The organism is Xenorhabdus sp. XBWT (assembly GCF_059072735.1).
In genome coordinates this window covers 1,003,834-1,023,113 of sequence record NZ_CM180990.1, presented here as the reverse complement: position 1 = coordinate 1,023,113, position 19,280 = coordinate 1,003,834, and the positions used below count along the sequence as shown (strand labels likewise).

Annotated in this window: 20 protein-coding genes; 6 read left to right on the top strand and 14 right to left on the bottom strand. The window is 41.0% G+C overall.

Annotated elements, in window-relative coordinates:
- Window positions 1-72: 72 nt before the first annotated feature.
- The 3 genes from AC5JQI_RS04525 (at window position 73) to AC5JQI_RS04515 (ending at window position 975) form a co-directional block, all read left to right on the top strand.
- Window positions 73-306 (top strand): hypothetical protein, encoded by a 234-nt coding sequence (locus tag AC5JQI_RS04525; RefSeq protein WP_493913875.1) that lies wholly within the window; start codon window positions 73-75, stop codon window positions 304-306.
- Window positions 307-374: 68 nt separating this feature from the next.
- A complete protein-coding gene (locus AC5JQI_RS04520) occupies window positions 375-632 on the top strand; it encodes a hypothetical protein (protein WP_041981949.1) in 258 nt (85 codons plus the stop codon).
- Between the two features lie 40 nt (window positions 633-672).
- A complete protein-coding gene (locus tag AC5JQI_RS04515; protein ID WP_493913874.1) occupies window positions 673-975 on the top strand; it encodes a hypothetical protein in 303 nt (100 codons plus the stop codon).
- Window positions 976-1,113: 138 nt separating this feature from the next.
- Here the strand turns inward: AC5JQI_RS04515 and AC5JQI_RS04510 are convergent, their stop codons facing one another.
- From AC5JQI_RS04510 to AC5JQI_RS04465, 10 genes are all read right to left on the bottom strand, one after another.
- Window positions 1,114-1,872, bottom strand: coding sequence for a TIGR03747 family integrating conjugative element membrane protein (locus AC5JQI_RS04510; protein WP_041982771.1), 759 nt, complete (start codon window positions 1,870-1,872; stop codon window positions 1,114-1,116).
- Window positions 1,853-3,991, bottom strand: a complete 2,139-nt coding sequence (gene traD / locus AC5JQI_RS04505; RefSeq protein WP_041982770.1) for a type IV conjugative transfer system coupling protein TraD — start codon at window positions 3,989-3,991, stop codon at window positions 1,853-1,855. Before traD ends, AC5JQI_RS04510 begins: the two co-directional genes overlap by 20 nt.
- On the bottom strand, window positions 3,984-4,214 hold the full coding sequence (locus AC5JQI_RS04500) for a hypothetical protein (protein WP_493913873.1): 231 nt from the start codon (window positions 4,212-4,214) through the stop codon (window positions 3,984-3,986). Before AC5JQI_RS04500 ends, traD begins: the two co-directional genes overlap by 8 nt.
- Complete coding sequence (locus AC5JQI_RS04495; RefSeq protein WP_493913872.1) at window positions 4,214-4,735, bottom strand: integrating conjugative element protein; 522 nt, start codon at window positions 4,733-4,735, stop codon at window positions 4,214-4,216. The genes AC5JQI_RS04500 and AC5JQI_RS04495 overlap by 1 nt, the downstream gene beginning before the upstream one ends.
- A complete protein-coding gene (locus AC5JQI_RS04490) occupies window positions 4,735-5,307 on the bottom strand; it encodes a transglycosylase SLT domain-containing protein (protein ID WP_493914606.1) in 573 nt (190 codons plus the stop codon). The genes AC5JQI_RS04495 and AC5JQI_RS04490 overlap by 1 nt, the downstream gene beginning before the upstream one ends.
- Window positions 5,308-5,588: 281 nt before the next feature.
- Window positions 5,589-6,608 (bottom strand): IS110 family RNA-guided transposase, encoded by a 1,020-nt coding sequence (locus tag AC5JQI_RS04485; RefSeq protein WP_010848889.1) that lies wholly within the window; start codon window positions 6,606-6,608, stop codon window positions 5,589-5,591.
- Window positions 6,609-6,751: 143 nt separating this feature from the next.
- Window positions 6,752-7,435: a TIGR03759 family integrating conjugative element protein gene (locus AC5JQI_RS04480; RefSeq protein WP_493914605.1), complete on the bottom strand. Its 684-nt coding sequence runs from the start codon at window positions 7,433-7,435 to the stop codon at window positions 6,752-6,754.
- Window positions 7,436-7,504: 69 nt separating this feature from the next.
- A complete protein-coding gene (locus tag AC5JQI_RS04475) occupies window positions 7,505-8,209 on the bottom strand; it encodes a hypothetical protein (protein WP_493913871.1) in 705 nt (234 codons plus the stop codon).
- Window positions 8,206-8,835: a PFGI-1 class ICE element type IV pilus protein PilL2 gene (gene pilL2, locus AC5JQI_RS04470; RefSeq protein ID WP_493914604.1), complete on the bottom strand. Its 630-nt coding sequence runs from the start codon at window positions 8,833-8,835 to the stop codon at window positions 8,206-8,208. The genes AC5JQI_RS04475 and pilL2 overlap by 4 nt, the downstream gene beginning before the upstream one ends.
- Before the next feature lie 225 nt (window positions 8,836-9,060).
- Window positions 9,061-9,321: a hypothetical protein gene (locus AC5JQI_RS04465; RefSeq protein ID WP_493913870.1), complete on the bottom strand. Its 261-nt coding sequence runs from the start codon at window positions 9,319-9,321 to the stop codon at window positions 9,061-9,063.
- Window positions 9,322-9,706: 385 nt separating this feature from the next.
- Between AC5JQI_RS04465 and AC5JQI_RS04460 the strand changes: the two genes are divergently transcribed.
- The 3 genes from AC5JQI_RS04460 (at window position 9,707) to AC5JQI_RS04450 (ending at window position 13,086) form a co-directional block, all read left to right on the top strand.
- Window positions 9,707-10,171 (top strand): type II toxin-antitoxin system PemK/MazF family toxin, encoded by a 465-nt coding sequence (locus tag AC5JQI_RS04460; RefSeq protein ID WP_041982764.1) that lies wholly within the window; start codon window positions 9,707-9,709, stop codon window positions 10,169-10,171.
- 409 nt (window positions 10,172-10,580) lie between these two features.
- Window positions 10,581-11,021 (top strand): helix-turn-helix domain-containing protein, encoded by a 441-nt coding sequence (locus AC5JQI_RS04455; RefSeq protein WP_493913869.1) that lies wholly within the window; start codon window positions 10,581-10,583, stop codon window positions 11,019-11,021.
- Between the two features lie 70 nt (window positions 11,022-11,091).
- Complete coding sequence (locus tag AC5JQI_RS04450) at window positions 11,092-13,086, top strand: AAA family ATPase (RefSeq protein WP_493914603.1); 1,995 nt, start codon at window positions 11,092-11,094, stop codon at window positions 13,084-13,086.
- Between the two features lie 520 nt (window positions 13,087-13,606).
- Here the strand turns inward: AC5JQI_RS04450 and AC5JQI_RS04445 are convergent.
- From AC5JQI_RS04445 to tssI, 4 genes are all read right to left on the bottom strand, one after another.
- The gene (locus AC5JQI_RS04445; RefSeq protein ID WP_275381557.1) at window positions 13,607-14,389 is read right to left on the bottom strand and encodes a hypothetical protein; all 783 of its coding nucleotides are present in this window, start codon (window positions 14,387-14,389) and stop codon (window positions 13,607-13,609) included.
- A gap of 135 nt (window positions 14,390-14,524) precedes the next feature.
- Window positions 14,525-16,381: a lipase family protein gene (locus AC5JQI_RS04440; RefSeq protein WP_275381556.1), complete on the bottom strand. Its 1,857-nt coding sequence runs from the start codon at window positions 16,379-16,381 to the stop codon at window positions 14,525-14,527.
- Window positions 16,382-16,423: 42 nt separating this feature from the next.
- Window positions 16,424-17,203 carry a DUF4123 domain-containing protein gene (locus AC5JQI_RS04435; protein WP_275381555.1) on the bottom strand — a complete coding sequence of 260 codons (780 nt, stop codon included), beginning with the start codon at window positions 17,201-17,203 and terminating at the stop codon, window positions 16,424-16,426.
- Complete coding sequence (gene tssI / locus AC5JQI_RS04430) at window positions 17,203-19,266, bottom strand: type VI secretion system tip protein TssI/VgrG (RefSeq protein ID WP_493913868.1); 2,064 nt, start codon at window positions 19,264-19,266, stop codon at window positions 17,203-17,205. The genes AC5JQI_RS04435 and tssI overlap by 1 nt, the downstream gene beginning before the upstream one ends.
- Between the last annotated feature and the right edge of the window lie 14 nt (window positions 19,267-19,280).

Below are 19,280 nucleotides of genomic sequence, written 5' to 3'. Positions count from 1 at the left end.
GATCTATTTAAATGTGGCGGGATGCCCCCCGCCAACGCGACAGAAAAAACTTATATCATATGAGGTTTTCAAATGTCACATATAGATTATATCAATAAAAAAATTCATTACCAGCAATCTATTAATACATCCAACCCAAGATTATTTGACTTACCTTTTTTAAATATTGAACAATATGAGAACATTCTACAAAAACATCCCAAACTAATTGATGGCATAGCCAATATGCTAAGTTTGGTTATGGCCCAAAAGAAATACTCAACAAAAATAAATCATATAATTTCAATAAATAAGACAAAAAAATAATGAACAATAATGTAAAGTTAAACGTTACATGCAAGTCAATTAATTAATTAATGAGAGCAAAAATTAATATGAATTCAAATATTATTATGTGCAAAGAAGCCTTTGAGAAAGAAATAAAAAAAACTTATCCATTCGATGATGATAACTATCCGACTTTAGCACAAAATAAAGAAGGTAATTATTACAATATAATCACTCAGTCTAAGTGGGAACTTTGGCAACAGGCATGGAATTCTAGTCGTGATATTAATATTGGTCTACCAAAAGATCTTGATTGCAATAAAGGGAATGAACTAAATCATGTTTCGGGGGGAAACATCCTATAAGACAAGTCATTTTAACATTTAATTAAGTAAGGAAAAGATAATGATAATAATTAGAAATACTATCATGTTAACAGACGAACAAGAGAACGATCTGGAGTATCTAAAAGATGTTGCCATGCGTAAGAAATTTTATGCAGAGTTCGTTGTTAATTTATATAACGATACTTTCAAATGTAATATTTTTGCATGTGCTAGATACATACGAGGAGAAAGTGATGATAGATTAAAAAAGGCATTTGATTTAATGTTAGATCTGGCTATGCAAGGAATAGAGTCTCAGGAATATTTAGGACGAGATTTTATTAAAAGTTTAATAAAATTTTATGAGTTAAGAGAAAGTTAATCATGTATGTTTCGGGGGGAAACAGGAGTATAAACTATATTTATCTCCATCATCTTTCCTGAAAACTGACGCGCCTAACGGCTTGTCTGCTGACTCTGGCGGATAAAAGCAAGTTTTATCCGCCAGAGTCCAGCTTGATTATAGATATTTTTTAAACGATGCCATTGTAACCGTAATAGCAATTCCCAATAAAACTGCCGCAGGTAATAACAATAAATTAGGGTACACCGCAGAAGGCCATGATAAATAGACCATACAAGGAACAACAAAAGCAGGTTTTACAAAACGTTTAGCATGATGGTAGACAAAACTTGATTCATAAGCGGCACCATAACGCCTCAAATCTCGTCTCCCTAAGCCTTCGACCATAGCAACTAACAAAACAAGAACAAACAACGGAATTGATAACACCAGAATAGTGATTCTGATAATGAAAGTTACGGCAACAAAAACTGAAGCTACCATATATTCTCTCAGTTCTATTAATAAAAACTCACTCCAATTATTCAACTCTCTAGTCAATTCATTATCAATTTTCATCTGTGCCTCATAGGTTGATTGCAACCAATTAAGAATTCCACTATCGACAAATAACCAATTATAAGCAGAGTTAACCCCTTGGCTCAGAGTCTGAGAAGGTGATGACATAAAAAGGCTACGGGTAAATTCTGATGATAAATATCCACTTTCTGTTAGCATAACTTGGCGGCTATGTTCCGAACCTTGATCAGTCCAAAATAACGCAATTCCAGCCCATTCAATGAATAAACTGAAGAGTAATGATGCTAATAACATACCTATCAATGTTAAAGGCCAGTGCCAAAGTAACTTTGCCAATAAACCAGGCTCTTTTACCGGACGAGAACGCGAATCAGCCTCAGTTTGTGCCTGCGCCATCACCTTCCCCTTTATCTTCTGCTAATTGTGTTGGTATTTCTTGAATATCATTTGGTAACTGGCTAGCTGACCACCAAGATTCACCTGTACGATAATTCTTTCTCATGTATTCTTCGATCTTTTTCAAACTTTCAGGCATTAATACATCATCCTTACTATCAGGTAGAGGCATACGCATCTTCCATAATTTTCCTCCTTCCAATAATCCGAATGCTTGGCCTTTTGGTAATTGAATGATATCAGCAGGAGATAACAAAGGCTTACTAACCAAACTTACCCTGTCTTGAGTATTAGAAGTGAAATCACTCCCCTGTCCTGGATTTGAAATATCAGTGATACCTGATACTAAGGTCTTAGTGTATATATCGACTTCTGGTAACTGTTCTGTCAGCAATTTAGCCGTTGCCAATTCCCTGACTCTCAACATTATTAATGTATTAAAGTTTCCTGTTACCTGAGCCGATTTTGCGGCATTACCAAGCCGTGCTTCAATATCTGACCAAGTTTGCGTGTATGCAGTTACCTCAATACCAGCTCCCCCGCTTTTATTCAGCAATGGAATAAATTCATCCCCCATCAGTTCATTAAATTCATCACAATGTAAGCTGATAGGCTTCTTTTTAATTTTATCCTCTTCAGGTAAACCATCATGCGCACCAAATTTGTAGATATGCCCCGCAAAAGAGACTAAATCGGCAAACATAGAATTACCTACCGCAGCCGCCACCTCTGGATCTGACAACGCATCCAATCCCACATACACAATTCCTTGTTTCCTGATAACTTGTTGCCAGTCGAATATCGGGCGTGGATCACTCATATCATCATAATCAGGAGAAAGTAACGCCGCCGTTTTTCCTGTAGTTAGCTTTTCTAACAAAGGAAGAAGGGATGCAACTATTTTGTCAAAATATGTTCGGTCATAACGTATCGCACTACGTAAACCATCCAAGATAGGGTCATAGATTTTCTTTCCTTCATTACTGCTCAGCGCCATTTCGATGGCCCAAATAGAAGTAGCGTTAGGATCGCTTTGCAAGTGACGAGGAACATCCTTTTCGGTTAATATATCTTGCGCGTTCTGAATTTGTGCAAAAAGGTTAGGTAACAGTTCTTCGATAATTTTTAATGAGTACGTTTGATAGAGTTCACCAATGTTAGTGACATAACGTAGGATTAGAGCGTAATCGGGGCGCTGCCCCAACGCAACTAATGCACGAGCTATTATATTGACAAACCGCCAAGCAAACTCACGGAAAGCCGCGCTGTTCCCTTCTCCTGATAATTGCCCAGCAACACGACTGGCGACTTCAGAAACTCGCCCAAAGCGCCCTACGGCATTATAACGGGCGCTAATATCAGGCCAACCTAAGTGAAAAACATAAAACTCATCGCCGCGTCCCGCTCTTTGCGCTTCTGCCCACATGCGTTTTAATAAGTCCGCATCGCCCTTAGGATCAAAAACAATGGTAACATTTCCACGCCGGATATCTTGTGTAATTAACAATTCTGCCAAACGGGTTTTGCCAACACGTGTTGTACCCAATACCAACATATGCCCTACACGTTCACGCAAATCCATTGAAACATTCACTTCATCTGGTTCAATTCCATGCAAAATCGGGTTTCCTCCAACTGGAGGCAGTGGGCGAACAGGATTTAATACACTATCTGTCTGTAATAATTCACATATCCTAGGAAAACGAAATTCAAAGCGCTGCTCAAAATTTCTGGCTAATTGATAATAGCGAGACGGCTGCACATAGTGTTCAACTTCTGGACGCAATGCTTCCAGTAATCTCTGTGTGTGCTTTTGTTGCCATAAAAATCCTTTACCCAAGAACAGGCGTTGATTACTGACTGGTACTTGATGTGAAGACATTTTATATAACGGCAACTTACGTAAATTACGTCTATATCGTAAAACTCGTAGTCCTTGGCGAGTACGAACGGCAGAAAAGCAAGCGAAAGCCCCAGCAGTTACATAGCTAACTGACGGAGCCAGAGCCACAGCCCACGGAGCTACTACACAAACATATGCAGCAGCCCCAGCCGCAACCGCTGAATTAAACTCAACGGCGGGGCGTAACAGCGCCTCAATAACATAACGATCACTCATTTTCTGCTCCTTGAGATTCGTTTTTACTAATAGATGGTAATTTTTTCAGTATTCTTTTGGCTGTCTGATGATAACGACGATGCCTAATTGCTATAATTGAAGAGTGGCTTCTGATAGCTAAAATAAAAATAAGAAGAAGAAAAACTATTCCTACGACAATGAAAGAAAGATACAGTGGATTACCAGCCATGACTTTTTGTATAAAAGGAGAAATTGGTCGCATTATGGAACCTGCTGTGTCAATCCCGTTTCAGTTATTAATACTGGATAATGTGTTAATTGCAGACGCTTAGCTAAATCACTACCAGATACGGGAGAAAGCAATATCCCGTTAGCAAGCTGTTTCAATTCAGAAAAAACTTCGGCTGTATCAACTTGAATTACTGTTCCTACAGCATTTAACATTTTCAACTTATCAGCGTTTTGGCTCAGCCAACTCCTTGATAATTCATCATCACCGACAAGAAATAACGCACCAATTCCCTGTAAATTAAGAGGACGGTCTACTACTATACCAGGAGACATTTCAGGAGTTTTAATTGGCAACACCATCTCAAATGATGGCTGCACTAACGGGATTTTTTCAGAACCAGATATTTCACCCCATTCATTTTGTTGATTATTTATTGCATCAAAATAATAAGAGGTATTTTCACCTCCTAAATCTGCAACTACTTTTAATTCAGCTAATGCAGAAAAACTTATTACATATAATGAAAAAGCTGACAATAACTGTAATTTCATTATCTCACCTCTGGTTCAATCCATTCTGATATTTCAATTGATGGTGTTAACGTAGATAATTTTTGTTTCACAATAGACATATATTTAGATGCAGAAAGGCCGCCTTTAGGATGGTGATAGCATCCTGCCGCTACCACCCAACTTCCAGGATTAGAATCATAACAAGAACGTAATATTCGAGCCGCTACATGAAGATTTATATAGGGATCAAATGCTTCCCAAGTAGAATTAAAATGATGCCCGTTCCAACCCCAATTTACCTGAGCTATTCCAACATCAATACGCTTTGTCGGATGCGTTTTCATAAATACTTGCAGCGACCGCCACGCCTCTAATCTTGTGCCATAGCGATATCCCTTACCAGCGACATTAACCGTCCAAGGCCACGGCCTAACCCCTTGAGGTAATTTGTATGAAGACTCTGTTAATGCCAATGAATATAAAGCCTCAGCGGGTACGTTTTCAGCGTGGGCTACCTGATGATAGCCTTGGGGAACTTGTTGGCTTGCTGTACAATTTAGAGAGACAAGTAATGCACCACTAAACAAAAATCCAATTGATAGATGTTTCATGGTATTTATATGAACGCGTCCCGTTTGCAACGGCTTCCATTGTTCTAACTCTGACAGATAGGTTGCAGCTTTATATCCGGCTTTTTTGCAGCCTTTAAAGCTGCGAGCCCCTATGTCATTCGCCGACTCACACCTCATTTCCTCCGCGAGCTTTAAGCTCATAAAACCATTCAGGTTTAGTGAGTCCCGGTCTTACCTGTTTTTGTCATCACGCTGGTTGCCAGAGTAACCTTTCTGCATTCATCCTTTTGTTAAAAGTTAATGTTTGTCAGTGGCCGCTTTTAGTCTGGCCTGACACTGACGTGCGCCTTGTCGTATTCACACTGGTGAGCCGCTATCGCCCAGACTGTCCGGGCCAGTTTGTTCGCCATCGCCACGATGGCCACACTGGTCGGGCATCGTTTTTTGAGTTCCGTGATCCAGGGCAAAGGTTCTTTTGTCAGTAATGCAGCCGCACGAGCACCATGGATAAACAGGGTCCTCATATAGGTATCTCCGCGTTTACTTATCCCCAGCAGGCGGATTTTTCCGCCTGAACCTGTCTGTTTCGGAACAAGTCCGATATAAGCAGAAAACTCTCGTCCCGATTTAAACGCGGAGGCTTCTCCCATTGTGGCCACCGCAGCCGTGGCAATTAGCGGCCCCACGCCGGGTATTTTCAGCAGCCGCTGACAGGTTTCATTCTGCCTGGCCACGCTGACAAGCTGTTTTTCGATGCTATTTATCTGTGAATCCAACTCACCCAGCCTGTTGTACTGGTCCTCCAGCACGGTGATAAGGTACGGAGGAAGACGTATCTTCAGTCGTTCCAGTGCTGCCGGTAACTCTTTGTCCAACGCTGCCCGGCCTTTGTGGAGGGTTTCACCAAATTCCAGGAGCGTACCGTGCAGGGCATTAATTTGTGCGGTTCTGAACTTGACCAGTTGCCTGCGTGAACGATGCAGAACCAGTACTGACTGTTGTTCTTCTGTTTTGACGGCTATCGCCTTACCGGGCTGTTGTACCGCCATCCAGATAGCGCGGGCATCCATCACGTCATTTTTGTTGCCCATCAGGAACGCCTTAACAAACCGGGCCTGCATCAGTCGTACCTTATGCCCCTGTTTTGTCAGTTCTCGTGCCCAGTGCTGAGAGCCACCACAGGCCTCCATACCAATCAGGCAAGGTTCCCGGTTACTGAAGAAAGTCAGAAAATCCTGGCTACGTACCTGCTTATCAATCACTTCGCCAGTGTGCTCATTGATGAAGTGGAGCTGAATCAGATGTTTTGCGATATCAACGCCAATCGGTGTATATTTCATGTCGTGGAGTCTCCAGTCACTGGGAGCACTACGCATCCCGTATTGAGCACAATGATGCCGGAAATCTGTGAGGCTTCACACCTCCCCCTTCATCGTCGTGCTCCAGATTAAATGAATGGGGCGCGTTCATTACATTTCCTCCGTTAAAAGGCAGCAACACGCCAACTACCATCTGAATTTTGCTGTAACACTACTGGCATTCTCATTTCACCATATTTAATCCAACGCCCTTCATCATGGTTCAATGTGATTTCTTTCGTTTTTACTCGTTCAATTGGAATTTTTTTATCTTTTGCCCATGTTCTGATCCTATTATCATCACCTTTACTATCAACCACATAGATATCTACAGAACGTTTCACTGTTAGGATAGATGCCAATCTAGCATCACACTGCACACAATCATCTATCCGTACAAATAGAGCCAATCTCCCCTGTGTATCATGAGCAATGCTCGCTGCATTCCCTAAATTAACAGGTAAAATTTCAGGGTATAATCGCTTCCACGCCTCATCAACCTCACGTTGAAACACCAATTCTTTTTCAGTACGGACAAATTCAGCTTTCACCCACAATTCGGCATATCGACGCCGTTCTGGGTCACTTTTAGCTTCAATACCCAATGTCGTTATCGGATCAAGTCCTGGTGATTGAATCCCACGTTGTCCTTTCATCAAGTCTTGATAATGTGCGTATTCATCAATACTTAATCCCCATTCTTTGGCATCTTTTTGTACTTGTAATTGATGTACCGTATTTTTCTGAACTTGACCCACTTCAGTTGATTGAATTTCAGAACCACTATTAATTGCTAATGCACAAGGCATAAAACTCAACGTACTAAAAAACACGATTACAGATGTAAATAAATTATTAGTAACTCTCATACCGTCACCTTATTCAGCACGTAGCGTCAAAGTGCGCCCTTTTGCAGTAAATTGCGCATTGTTATTAGAAACCTTAGATAAAGTCCATCCGTGAATACCGCCCCCTACTCCAATCAATTCAATTTGTGACAAAGATAAGGCGTTCTTAGGTAAAACTGCCGCAAATATTTCCCCTCCACGATATTCTGTTCCAATAAAAGCAAATGACGCTTTAGATTGGGGAACTTTTTGAGGAGCACTTTGAACTACTTTAGTTTGAGCAGGTTTAACAACAGGTTTTTCCTGTTTCTTCATTTCAGAAATAGTCGTAATTTGAGAACGTAAAATATCCAACTGTGTTTCATATTGTTGTTGATTCTCTTTCAATACAGGCAATAAATTCTCTAATGCTTTTAAACGGATATTTTCTCCCTGTAATTGGCTCACAACTGTTTGAACTTCTTTATTTAAAGATGATATTGTTAAAAGTTGTTCAGAAAAGTTATTTTCCAAAGCAATAAATTTGTTCTTTAACTTAGAAAACTCATTTTCCTTGACATTTTTCTGTTGCACACTTTCCAAATACTTCAATCTGGCATTAATGTTATTTTCATATTCGGATATATGACTCTGTTTTTTAATGAAGAATAGAGTAAGGAAAATAATCACTAAAAATAGCAACAAAAAAATAACCCAAGGAAGAAAACGTTTTGTGTTGTTTTTAGCTGGCATCATTTTACTAACCATCCTTTATTACTCAAGATGACAGGCTTGATATCAGATAAAGGCGTAGAGATAGATTGTGGTTTTACGGTTGATTGGCCTGAAGAGGCAATTTGTGTTTGCTTCTTAGCTGAAGGCAACTGATACCCAGCTCTCAAGCTATGACAAACGACACGCTGAACCTCATCCACTTCCAATTGCCATGCTGGACCAGCTAGAACTTGCAAAGCTGTATTTAACTTAGTAGGACCCAATTGATACTGAACGACGGGAAGTGGTTTCTGATAGAGCGTGTTAGCTTGTCTGGATGCACTACATAAAAAATATCCTGATTGGCGTAAAGCATAATTTATTGCCTCACCTATCGTTGGCTTGAGTGAAGCCGGTATCTTTAAGTTGATCACTTGTTCTAATGGATAACGTTGAGCTACTTCAGGGGAAGTATCAATCAATAAATAACGGTCATAGCGAACTACAGAGGGAGGAGCTTGGTAAACATCAGGTGTTACTGTAGATACATTGGATAATGACGTGATAGATGGCGCCAGCGCAGTATCTTCAATAGGCAGCGATGTTTGTTGCTTCACGCAAGCAATTAATGAGAATGAACCTAATAAAATAAGAGCCAATTTATTCATTTTCATGATCTTTTTCCTTATATGAATGTCATTAACTCTACTTTGCTTAGAAAGCTGACTAGTTTCAACAAACAACTCTTATTGGAAAAAAACCAAAAAAACCAAAAATAAACCTTTCATGCTCTAGCTCTGGTGAGTCATATGGAAGAAGATGATATTTATAGTATATTAATTAAAAATCCCGTAATTAATACGGGATTTTTAATTATAGGATGATATTATTTATTACACGCCAGGTTTTAATATAGAAATTGCTTTACAAATATTGTTAATAATATCTGAATAATCATGATGTGGGGTTTCGATCTTATTCATTAATTTGAAATCATCTAATGCAGACAATAATTCAGGTAATGAAATCGACTCAATGACCAAGCGACATATTTCAGATGCCGATTTATCTAATACCAATGCCCTAACTCGAGCCATATTATGGTTAATATCTGCATCAACTACTTGATTAAATACATCTGGTGGTATTGTCATGAACAAACTCCCTGATGGTGGCGATCTGACGAGATTTTTGCAGTCGATCTGTCTACGAATAGATCTATCCCGCCAAACCGCCATAGAGAGCAGTTGTGGTATATATATAGGCCACTGGTAAATACCACATAACTTTACCAGTGTACTTTTCGTAGACAAAAATCACGAGTCTGCAATTACTCGTCCAAACAATAGTCAAAATTGATTGGAATTCCGATTTTAACGAATACAGTAAATTATATCTATAATTAAAATATGACGTGCATCACAATTATAAATATAATTACATATTATTTTCTTAGTTTAAAAATACTTAGTAAAATTTATTAAGTCATAGTAAAATTTTTCGATTTATCATCTTGCGCCTTGCATAGAGGAATACCAGATGCCTATAAATTTCAGCCCCAAAGTAGGCGAAATATTGGAATGTGATTATGGAAATTATCCAGTAGATAAAGAGGGTAAAATAATCATCAATTTCTATGATGGTCATATCCCTCCTGAAATGGTCAAAAATCGGCTTGTTGTTATTATAAATGGAAAAATAGATGGTAATGCTTGTATAGTTGTTCCTTTATCAAGTAAATGTGATCAAAATAAATTACAACGTGGAATGCACGTTGAAATCAGCCAAAATGTTATTGAAGATATGAAGTATTTTGAACAAATAACACGTTGGGCAAAAGCAGATCTTGTACAACAAGTCAGCAGAGAACGGCTTCAAAGGCCGAGAACTGCTAATAGGGGCTATTTAAATCAAATTTTACCCAGAGAAATTGTCACAAAAATCCAGCTAGCGATAATCAAATCCATAAATGCCAATCAATTACTATCAAAGTCTGACTCTTGATCTTTCCGACAAGATCGCTGATAATATAGCCGTTGCCCATTGAGGCCCTTAGAATTTATTCTTCCCTTGAGGAACCTGCGAAGCCTAGTTTAACCACTAGGCTTCTGCCTTTTTAGCACTTGGGTTTTGCAATGACTGGCGCAAAGTAGGTTATTTCCCCGCAACCAGCCTTTTCCTGACATGCTACACTCCCCTCTCTCTTTCGAGATTCAAACCCATTACTGGGTGAGGATAAGTCAGGCTTGCAATAGGCACTCCAACAGCCTATGATTATCTCAACAAACTTACATAATCACTTGATTTACAAAGAAAAAATTCGCAAGCAGAGATTTACAATTCTAAAAAAAGAAAAGCCCCGTAATTTGAAGTGACCCCCAATAGTTGGACAACCAATGACTGGGGGTTTTTTATGTCTAAATATAGTCGTGAACTAAAAATCATGATTGCTAAACGATGTCTAGCAGGTAACGCATCGGATAAGCTATCAGCGGAATATTCAATCTCTTCTCGACAAATTCGATACTGGTCTCAAGTTGTTGCCATTCATGGTGATAACGCTTTTTTGCCAACGCCTCACTCTCTTTGTGCTACAACAAAACTCCATGCTTTGAAATTAATGTGGACAAATGATTGGTCTCTCACTCACACTAGCGCAGTTCTCAATTTAACGACCCCGGGTACTTTATCAGTCTGGCTTGATAAGTATAATGAAACAGGTATCAAAGGGCTTGAAAGTCCTCAGCGAGGAAGACCCCCAATGAAATCACGACCTAAAATTCCGCCGAAGTCTGATGACGAAATGACAGTTGAGGAACTTAAAGAAGAATTAGCTTACCCAAACTCGCCCTAAATTTACAGTTCAAAAAAAATCGGACAGTCAAAAACCGCTCGACCTGATCCGGACCGTGAAAACATCGGCCATGTATTCATGGGGAAATCTGCTACCTGCCTGTGGCATTGATATTCCGGCCAAGGGAAAGCATGGCGCTTGCCCTATTTGCGGCGGTACTGACCGTTTCCACTTTATTGATGATCACCATCACGGCAACTGGCATTGCCGCCAGTGTGACGCCCCAAATTATGGAGATGGACTGGATTTGGTGGCAAAAACCAAAAGGATCTCGATTACTGAGGCAGCAAAAATCGTTGCCGATTCACTGGCATTGCCTTTGCCAGAACCCAAACCAGCCAAAGAAAACCTCTATCCAACACAGCCGATTGCCGACAGAATCGCGGCACTGATGGCGCAAACTGTTGCGGGACAATCTCCCTATCTGATCGTAAAGGGGCTGCATTGCCCTAATCAGCGACTGCTGAAAGACGGCTCTTTGTTGTTGCCACTGACAACACTGGATAAAAAAGTCACTGGTGCGCTGCTCATCTGGCCGGATGGAAAAAGAAAACACCTGTTTGGCAGCAAAAAGAAAGGGTCGCTTATCGCTCTGTCTGTATGGGAAAAACACCCCGACACGGTCTTGATTACAGAGGGTTACGCCACCGCACTGACGGTCCATCAGTTGTATAACGGTCTGGTTCTGGCCGCACTGGATGAGGGAAATTTATTTTCTGTTGCAAAAACCGTTCGGGAACGTTGGCCGGACGCAAAAATCATTATTGCAGCAGATAATGACTGGCACGCATCAGGCGAGCTGGATAAAGACGGCAAACCCAAAAAGAATGTTGGCAAGATCTCGGCAGAAAAAGCCGCCCACGCAGTGAATGGCTGGCTTACATTGCCACCGGGTAATATCAAAGCTGACTGGGACGATTATCGCCAACAACACGGCATTGAGGCAGCAAAGCAGGCATTCAGTAAGGGATTGCATCAGGTGGGAGAATATATGAACAGTAAAGCAACAGAGAATCGCAGCAATGTAGAAACCCTCTACCCAAATCGCAAGACAAAGCTACCTCTTTCAGTCGGTTCTCAAGGCTTTGACGCTCAGTTGGACTACGTCGTTAAAGGCATTATTCCGGCTCACTCCCTGTGCAGCATTTACGGGGTGAGCGGGTCATACAAGAGTTTTCTGGCGGGAGCATGGGGATGTCATATTGCCACGGGTAAGGCATGGGCAGGGAAATCAGTTGCTCAGGGTTCAGTGATGTACATCGTCGGTGAAGGCGGGATTGGTGTACCACGGCGCATCAGGGCATGGGAAATCGTCAATGGTCAGACCGTTGAAAATATGTATCTGATCAATACACCGGTATTTCCGGCCTCGCCCGCCGAAGTGCATGAACTGGTGATTGCTGCCCAGCAGGTTGAATCTGAAACGGGTCAGCCTGTGCGTCTGATAATTCTGGATACCCTTGCCCGCTGTTTTGGCGGAGCTGATGAGAATGATTCCAAAGACATGGGCGCATTCGTCCGGGGCTGTGACGAACTGAAAGCCAAAACAGGAGCCAGCATTCTGGTTGTGCACCATTCCGGCAAAGATGAAAGCAAAGGCGCAAGGGGTTCCAGTGCGTTTCGGGCTGCGCTGGATGTTGAATACCGGATCAACCGGGAGGAAAAAAAAGGCGGCGCACTGGTTATCACCTGCACCAAAATGAAAGACGCCGAAGAGCCGGAAACCCAAGCCTATGACCTGCGCGTGGTTGAACTCTTTACCGATAAAGACGGTGAGGATATTACGTCATTAGCCCTGATTGACAGGCCACGCGATCCGGTTGAAGAGGAAGAAATCGGACTCATCGCCAATAAGACAGATAACCACACGGCATTGTGGCAGTGCATACGGTCGCGCACTGCCCTGAAAGAACCCTGTTCCATTGCCCTTGTGCGTGATGATTTAAAAGCGATGGGGGTGAATGTGAAGAATTTCAGCCGTTGGTTAACCAAGTTAGAGCAAGGCAGGTTGATTATTCGTAACGGGCAGGAACTCACCATCGTTAACCAGAATAATGACGATTAAAAAGTGAGTCAGAAAGTGAGGTGCTGTGAGGAAGTGGAATTTGCACCTCGCCGTATTCCTCACTTTTCTCGTATATATGCGGAAAAAGTGAGGAATACAAAAGATATTGATTTTTAAGGATAAATAAATCTCAATTCCTCACCTGTTTTTGCAGTGAGGAAAATAAAAAGTGAGGAGAAAAATGAGGAACTGGTGAGGAATTACTCTTTTTTCTGGCAGGAGTTTTTTAGATCTCCGTATTACTGGGTTAATGAATTAGCCCAGTAATACGGAGAAGACAAGCGTAGCGCGTCAGTAAAACGCTATAGGAGAAAATATTTATCATTCCATGATAAGAAGGCCTTTCTGACTTTTTACCTCACAGGCTGTGCGCATACCCTCCACAGCCCCAATCAGATCCTCACAGTGAAAGTTATGTCGTTCAATAAAATAATTTTCTTGTTAGTCATATTTATACTTTTTAAATAAAACCCAGATAAATTAAATTATTTTCATACCAAAGTACATTACAAATACCTTCCTACTTTTTAAATTGATCTATTTTATCATAATCAATTCTATGTATATTATGTTCCAACTGTCCATCTGGATATTCAAACCAGTATTTATCTTTTGAAACGAATAGTTTCGTTATATTAGACTCATTTAACTTTGGTGTGTAGTAAATATAACCATTCGTATCTTTTTCTAATGAAATTTCGAATTCATCCTCATTAGATGGTGAAATCAAAAAAAAGCTTACCAAACCAGTAGAAATAAATTCCTTCTGAACAAGGTAGAATTTTTTATTATATTTTATTTCATTTTTTAATTTTACAGAAGATTTTTTTTGATCTTTTATAGTAACAGTGAGACCTTTACTTGCATCCAAGCTTATAGAGTTATTAAGAATTTTATACTTATCTGTTAATTTATTTGTTTCTGTTTTTTCAGTGTAAACCAAATTTATATTGATATAGTCTAACTTCCAATCACACCACCCGCCCCCATCTACAGGAATTTCTGTTTCGGATTTATTTTTATCTTCATTAACATTCCATTCAACCACACTCGTCCAATAATTTATCCCAGCAGGCATAAAATTAGAGTTAAATCTTAATGTTGAGCATTTTTTAGATATATAATTAGCAAGAATTATGGGTTTACTATTAGCAGGAACATTGCTTGAAATAATGACAGATTTTCCTTTTTGTGGATTAATTGGAAAATACCCATTAAGTTTTTTATCAAACAACCCCCAATACCATATAATAATAAAAATTATTATGAATGATAAAATATATGACTTTTTTATTTTATTCATTTTACAAGCCTCTTATTAAAAAGTAAAATTATATATTATTTTACTATAAACCTTCATTCAGGACAATAATCAGAAATAGATACATAAATTATATGAGATACTGACCTGAATGATTTTCATAAATATACTTTTTATTTATCTTGAGTGCTGATAAATAAAATAATCAAGTGCTCGTTTTCCTTTTTCATTTTCTTTACTTAATGATAAGCAAGGTTCTAATTTTTCATCTAACCGTAAAAAATATTCATACATAAAATATTCATTTTTCAATGTTCCTTTTCGCGCTTCTAATGCAATTTTAAATCGTTGTATATCTTTTTTATAAAGTTCATTAAACTTAGGAACACATAATTCAAGGAGTCTTTTTTGCATAAACTCCATATACTTTCCACTTGGATGATATCTTCCACCAAGTGCATTAGTTGAATTTACAGTTTTGGGTAATTTATTTTGAGGAAAGAACTGAGCGTTTTTTAAATCTTCAGGTATTAAAGTAGGAAGAAGATATAAATCGGTTATAACATTTTTGGAGCCAACATATAAATCTAGAGGTAAAATATCACCTTCATAAAAATGTACTACTTCCCCTTGATGTAAATATATTTCATCCGATTTCATTTCATTATGTAGATGTCCAGTCATTTCTATTGCAACTGAAAAATTACTACCAACTGTAAGTATACCTTCTAAAAGGTACCCTAAAGAATCCCAACCTTTTTTAAATAAAGCATTGTCCATATTTTTTTCGAAAGGAAGTGTTGGAACAGGATCGTTTTTATTAATATGTCTATAATGAACAATATCGTTTATATCTACTATTGCATTATATGTAAAAACTCTTGGCATTCCGTAAGTATATAAACATGGATTACTCTTTCTTAAGTGAACACTATGAATTAAAGCCAACGCCCCTCCTAAACTATGACCACAAATAAATAATTTTTTTCCTTCCGCTAAATTATTTATATGATGCATTAATTTAATTTTACCTGTATCTTGATTAAGAGTGTTTTCATTAACCAGTTCATCAAGTGCATTTTCACTAATAAGTGTTGTTCCTGCTGCCAAAAAAGACCGATAAAACCCTTCATGCACTTTACCTTTCGTTTTAAGATAAATTTCTGGTAAATTAATAGGCTTAAATGCTGCATCAGTCAACACATCAGTTGCACTTGCTGTTCCCCTCCAACCAACAATCAACTCTTTATTATTAGATGCATAAAACATTTGCGTATCTAAATCCCCCCCTGTATCGATAGCGTTTATTTCAGTGTAACGATCTTTAAAAGGAACATCATAAACAATAGGATAAAATTTTTGCTGATCAACCTGATTGGGTAATTTCGACAAATCAAGGAGTTGTTCTTTAAAAAAATGAAATACAGAACCTTCATAGTTGTCGTTAGATTTTTCAGCATCAGCATAAGGCAACACTGACATTAACCCCTGATTATAGGCATTCACCAGTGAGTATTCTTTTTGATGATGCAATAATAGTACCCAAGCTCGGAAAGGACAAATTTCCAATACCCAACGAGCATCAACAAACGCGGCTTTAAACCCAAGGAATTTATTATCCGGAAAGTGGTGTTTGGGAAGTTCTTTTTTATTCCATTTATCAATTTTTGGGGCTTTATCACAAAGGTTACCAATTTTAATATAGCGATAATAATGTCTTTGTGTGTTGGCATTATATCGCACTTTCGAACCCAATGGCTCACGCACAGTTCTTAATGGCCTGAGTTCCATTTCATCCGCGAGTTTTTGAGAATCAACCCACAACCTCACCGGTGTTGGTGGTAGACCTTCCTCCCGCAATAGCCCTTCACCATTGGTAACACCTGTACGGATATCCTTTTTATTGCTTATGCTAACTAATTTATAAGGCATTCCAACCAGTGGCTTACCCTCTTCATCCACAAGCTGAAATTCAATCCAGTGGTTCAGTATCTCCTGGCAGTTAATGCAATCCTTCAGTTCTAACTGACTCATTTTTTCTTCCTTAATTATTCATAGAGTAGTGACGGATTAGTCTTAAAGTTCTTTACTAAGCGCAGCCTGTGGGCTATCGGTAATAAAACGTTCAACAGTGAGCTTGTTCAGGTTTTGTTTTTCATCTCTCGCCTGCTTAAGCCATGCCACAAGGCTGTTTTGCAATTGCCCTTCCGGTTCATCCAGTTTCAGCGCCAATTCAGCATTTTCTTCCCAAAGCTGACAACTTAGGGCATAAGCCATATTATTGAGGGCGGTATCGGTTGAGTAACGGGCTTCAATCAGGTGATCACCCAGCACAAATAAATTCTTTGTTAATAACTGAGAGCAGTTTTCTGGCCGGTAATAGCAATACGGTTCGGGCGTATCGATCATCAGCTCATTGACCGGAGTTAAGAGTTCACGCCAATCGCCGGACTGTAGGGCGGGCAGCAGGGGGGTGAAAATACGGTTATCCATCAGACGTAAAACCACCACCTGCCCGCGCAGTAAAACCTGCTGATGCAACCGCCAGTGCTCTAACTGAAATGACCACGGTAACGTACTGCGATAGCCCCAACCCCAACTAGCATCGCTGAATTCGTGTTTATCCAGCAGTAAAGCCAGTTCCGGCAGGCAATTGGTTTTGGGTTGAATCAACCACGGGCTTTGTTCCAACATGGCATTCATCGGCGTACCGCTGTAGAGCGGAAATGCCTGTTCTGTCCAGCCATTAAGGTAAAAGAGCTGAACCGGGTTCGGTTCCGCCAGACTATTGACCAGAAAATAACACTCCCCTCTGTCCTGATGTGACAACCAGCTTTTCCAATTAGTCGATTCCATTATGCTTCCTCTGCTCCGGTGATAACCCAGTTTTCCTCTTGCTGTGCGAGGATGGCACAAGGTGGTTTAGCCGAAAATTCGGTTACAGGAAGTACTTCCGCCATCGGGAGTTGTCCGACTTGTGAGAGTGGAGCAACTCCTTCCGGAAGTTGCAGTGAAACGCCGCGCCCGCTGCCTGCGGAACCCTGCCCGACGTTAATCATGGAAGATAAAATGCCCGCCGGGGTGACTTTCAGAAAACTGCCGCCTACTTTCAGGGTGATTTCTGCCGCCGCTTCCAGCACCACTTTGCCGCCACTTTTCAGGTGGATTTCCTGCCCGCTGTCAATCACGGTCGCATCACCGGTCTGGGTATGCTGGCTACCTGCAATCCGGTGCGACACATCGCCTTCGGTCGTGATTTTGCGCGAACCGGCCACCTGATGATGATCATCAGCAAGGATCTCGTGATAACGGTTATTATCGATACGCTGTTTCTGGTCATGTTTGATATGCCAGAGAGCATCGTTTTCGATATGGGCGGTAAAATCTTTCTGCCCGTGAAAATAAATTTCTTCGCTGTCTTTGGCATCCTCAAAGCGCAGTTCGTTAAAGCCCTTGCCCTTATGGGTTTTGGTTTTAAAGGTCGTGCGGGTTTTCTGGGCGGGTAAATCCAGCGGCGGGCGGTTCAAACCGTTGTAAACACAGCCGGTGACGATGGGTCGGTCAATATCACCATTGAGGTAAGAGATAATCACTTCCTGACCGATACGCGGGATCGCCATAAAACCGAAGCCGTTGCCGTTCCAGCCCTGTGCGACGCGAACCCAGCAGGATGCACCATCATCCGGTTGGTCATAGCGGTTCCAGTGAAAATGGACTTTAATCGCCCCCTCTTTATTAACGAAAATCTCTTCCCCTTCCGGCCCGACCACCATCGCGGTTTCATCGCCATCGGCCAGCGGTTTGTAGTGGAATGGCGGACGCCAGTCGGCAAGGCCATCAATAAAACTGAAATGATTGCTGAGCGTGGTGCCTTCTCCGCCGTTATCGCCGAGTGCCTGCGGGCAGCGTCCGTGGTGACTGATACCGACCACCTGCCAGCGGGAATTCAGCGGGGCATGCGGATGACTTTTTATCTCAAAAATTTTACCCGGCATCAGTTTGATGCAATTACTGTTACCGCTGCCGGTTTTTTTCTGGTTATCCAGCATTTCATGGCGGTATTTGAGAAACGGTTTGGCTACCGCATCTTTCTGAAAACGCCCGTAACTTTCAAATACGGTATAGAGGGTTTTACTGACAAAATCGCGAAAACCTTCGCTGCTCTGCATATGGGAAAGGTGATAACGCGGGTTCTCCGGGTTGAAATCTTTATGGAAACTGCGCTGCGGACTCATTCCCACACCCAGCCGTACCTGATAAATGACATCTGTCCCGTGAGCAGTTTCCGGCTGGGGCTGGTAAAGCAGCGGAAGCCCCGCCGTCATTCCCAGATGGCTGTCACTGAAAAACAGGGTTTCATCCTCGAACCAGAAACTGATGCCTTCTTCCGCTGCCAGACGGCTGAAAAACCCATAGTCAGACTCCCGTTTCTGGGTCACGTATTCCCTGTCCTGATGCGGATCGTAGAGCTTCGAATCAGCACGGACTTTATGCTTTTTCAACAGACTATTCAGGATGGCAGGCACATTTTGCTGATGGAAAATCCGGCTGTCCTGATTGAGTGTCAGACGCCAGAGTGCAGGCCGAACCGTCACGGTATAAAGGGTTTTATTACCATCGGTGCCCGCCCAGTCAACATGGGAAACGATACCGGTGATTTTGCGTTGCAGCGTTGCGCCGTTAAATACCTGCAACACCGCTTCCTGCATCAGCAGCGCGGTCAAATCGATTTCCGACTTCGGCCGAAAGGGATTATCAGGCAGGGACTGAACCAGTGTCAGGTTGAGGGTAAACAGTTCAGATAACCCTTCCTGAAGGGAAAACTCGCCCACGGCAAAGGTGGATTCAGGCAGACCCGCTATCTGAAATGTAAAGCGCAGTCCGCTTTTGGCAGCAGTCAGCCCGTTCATTATATTCATCCTATTTTGCTCCT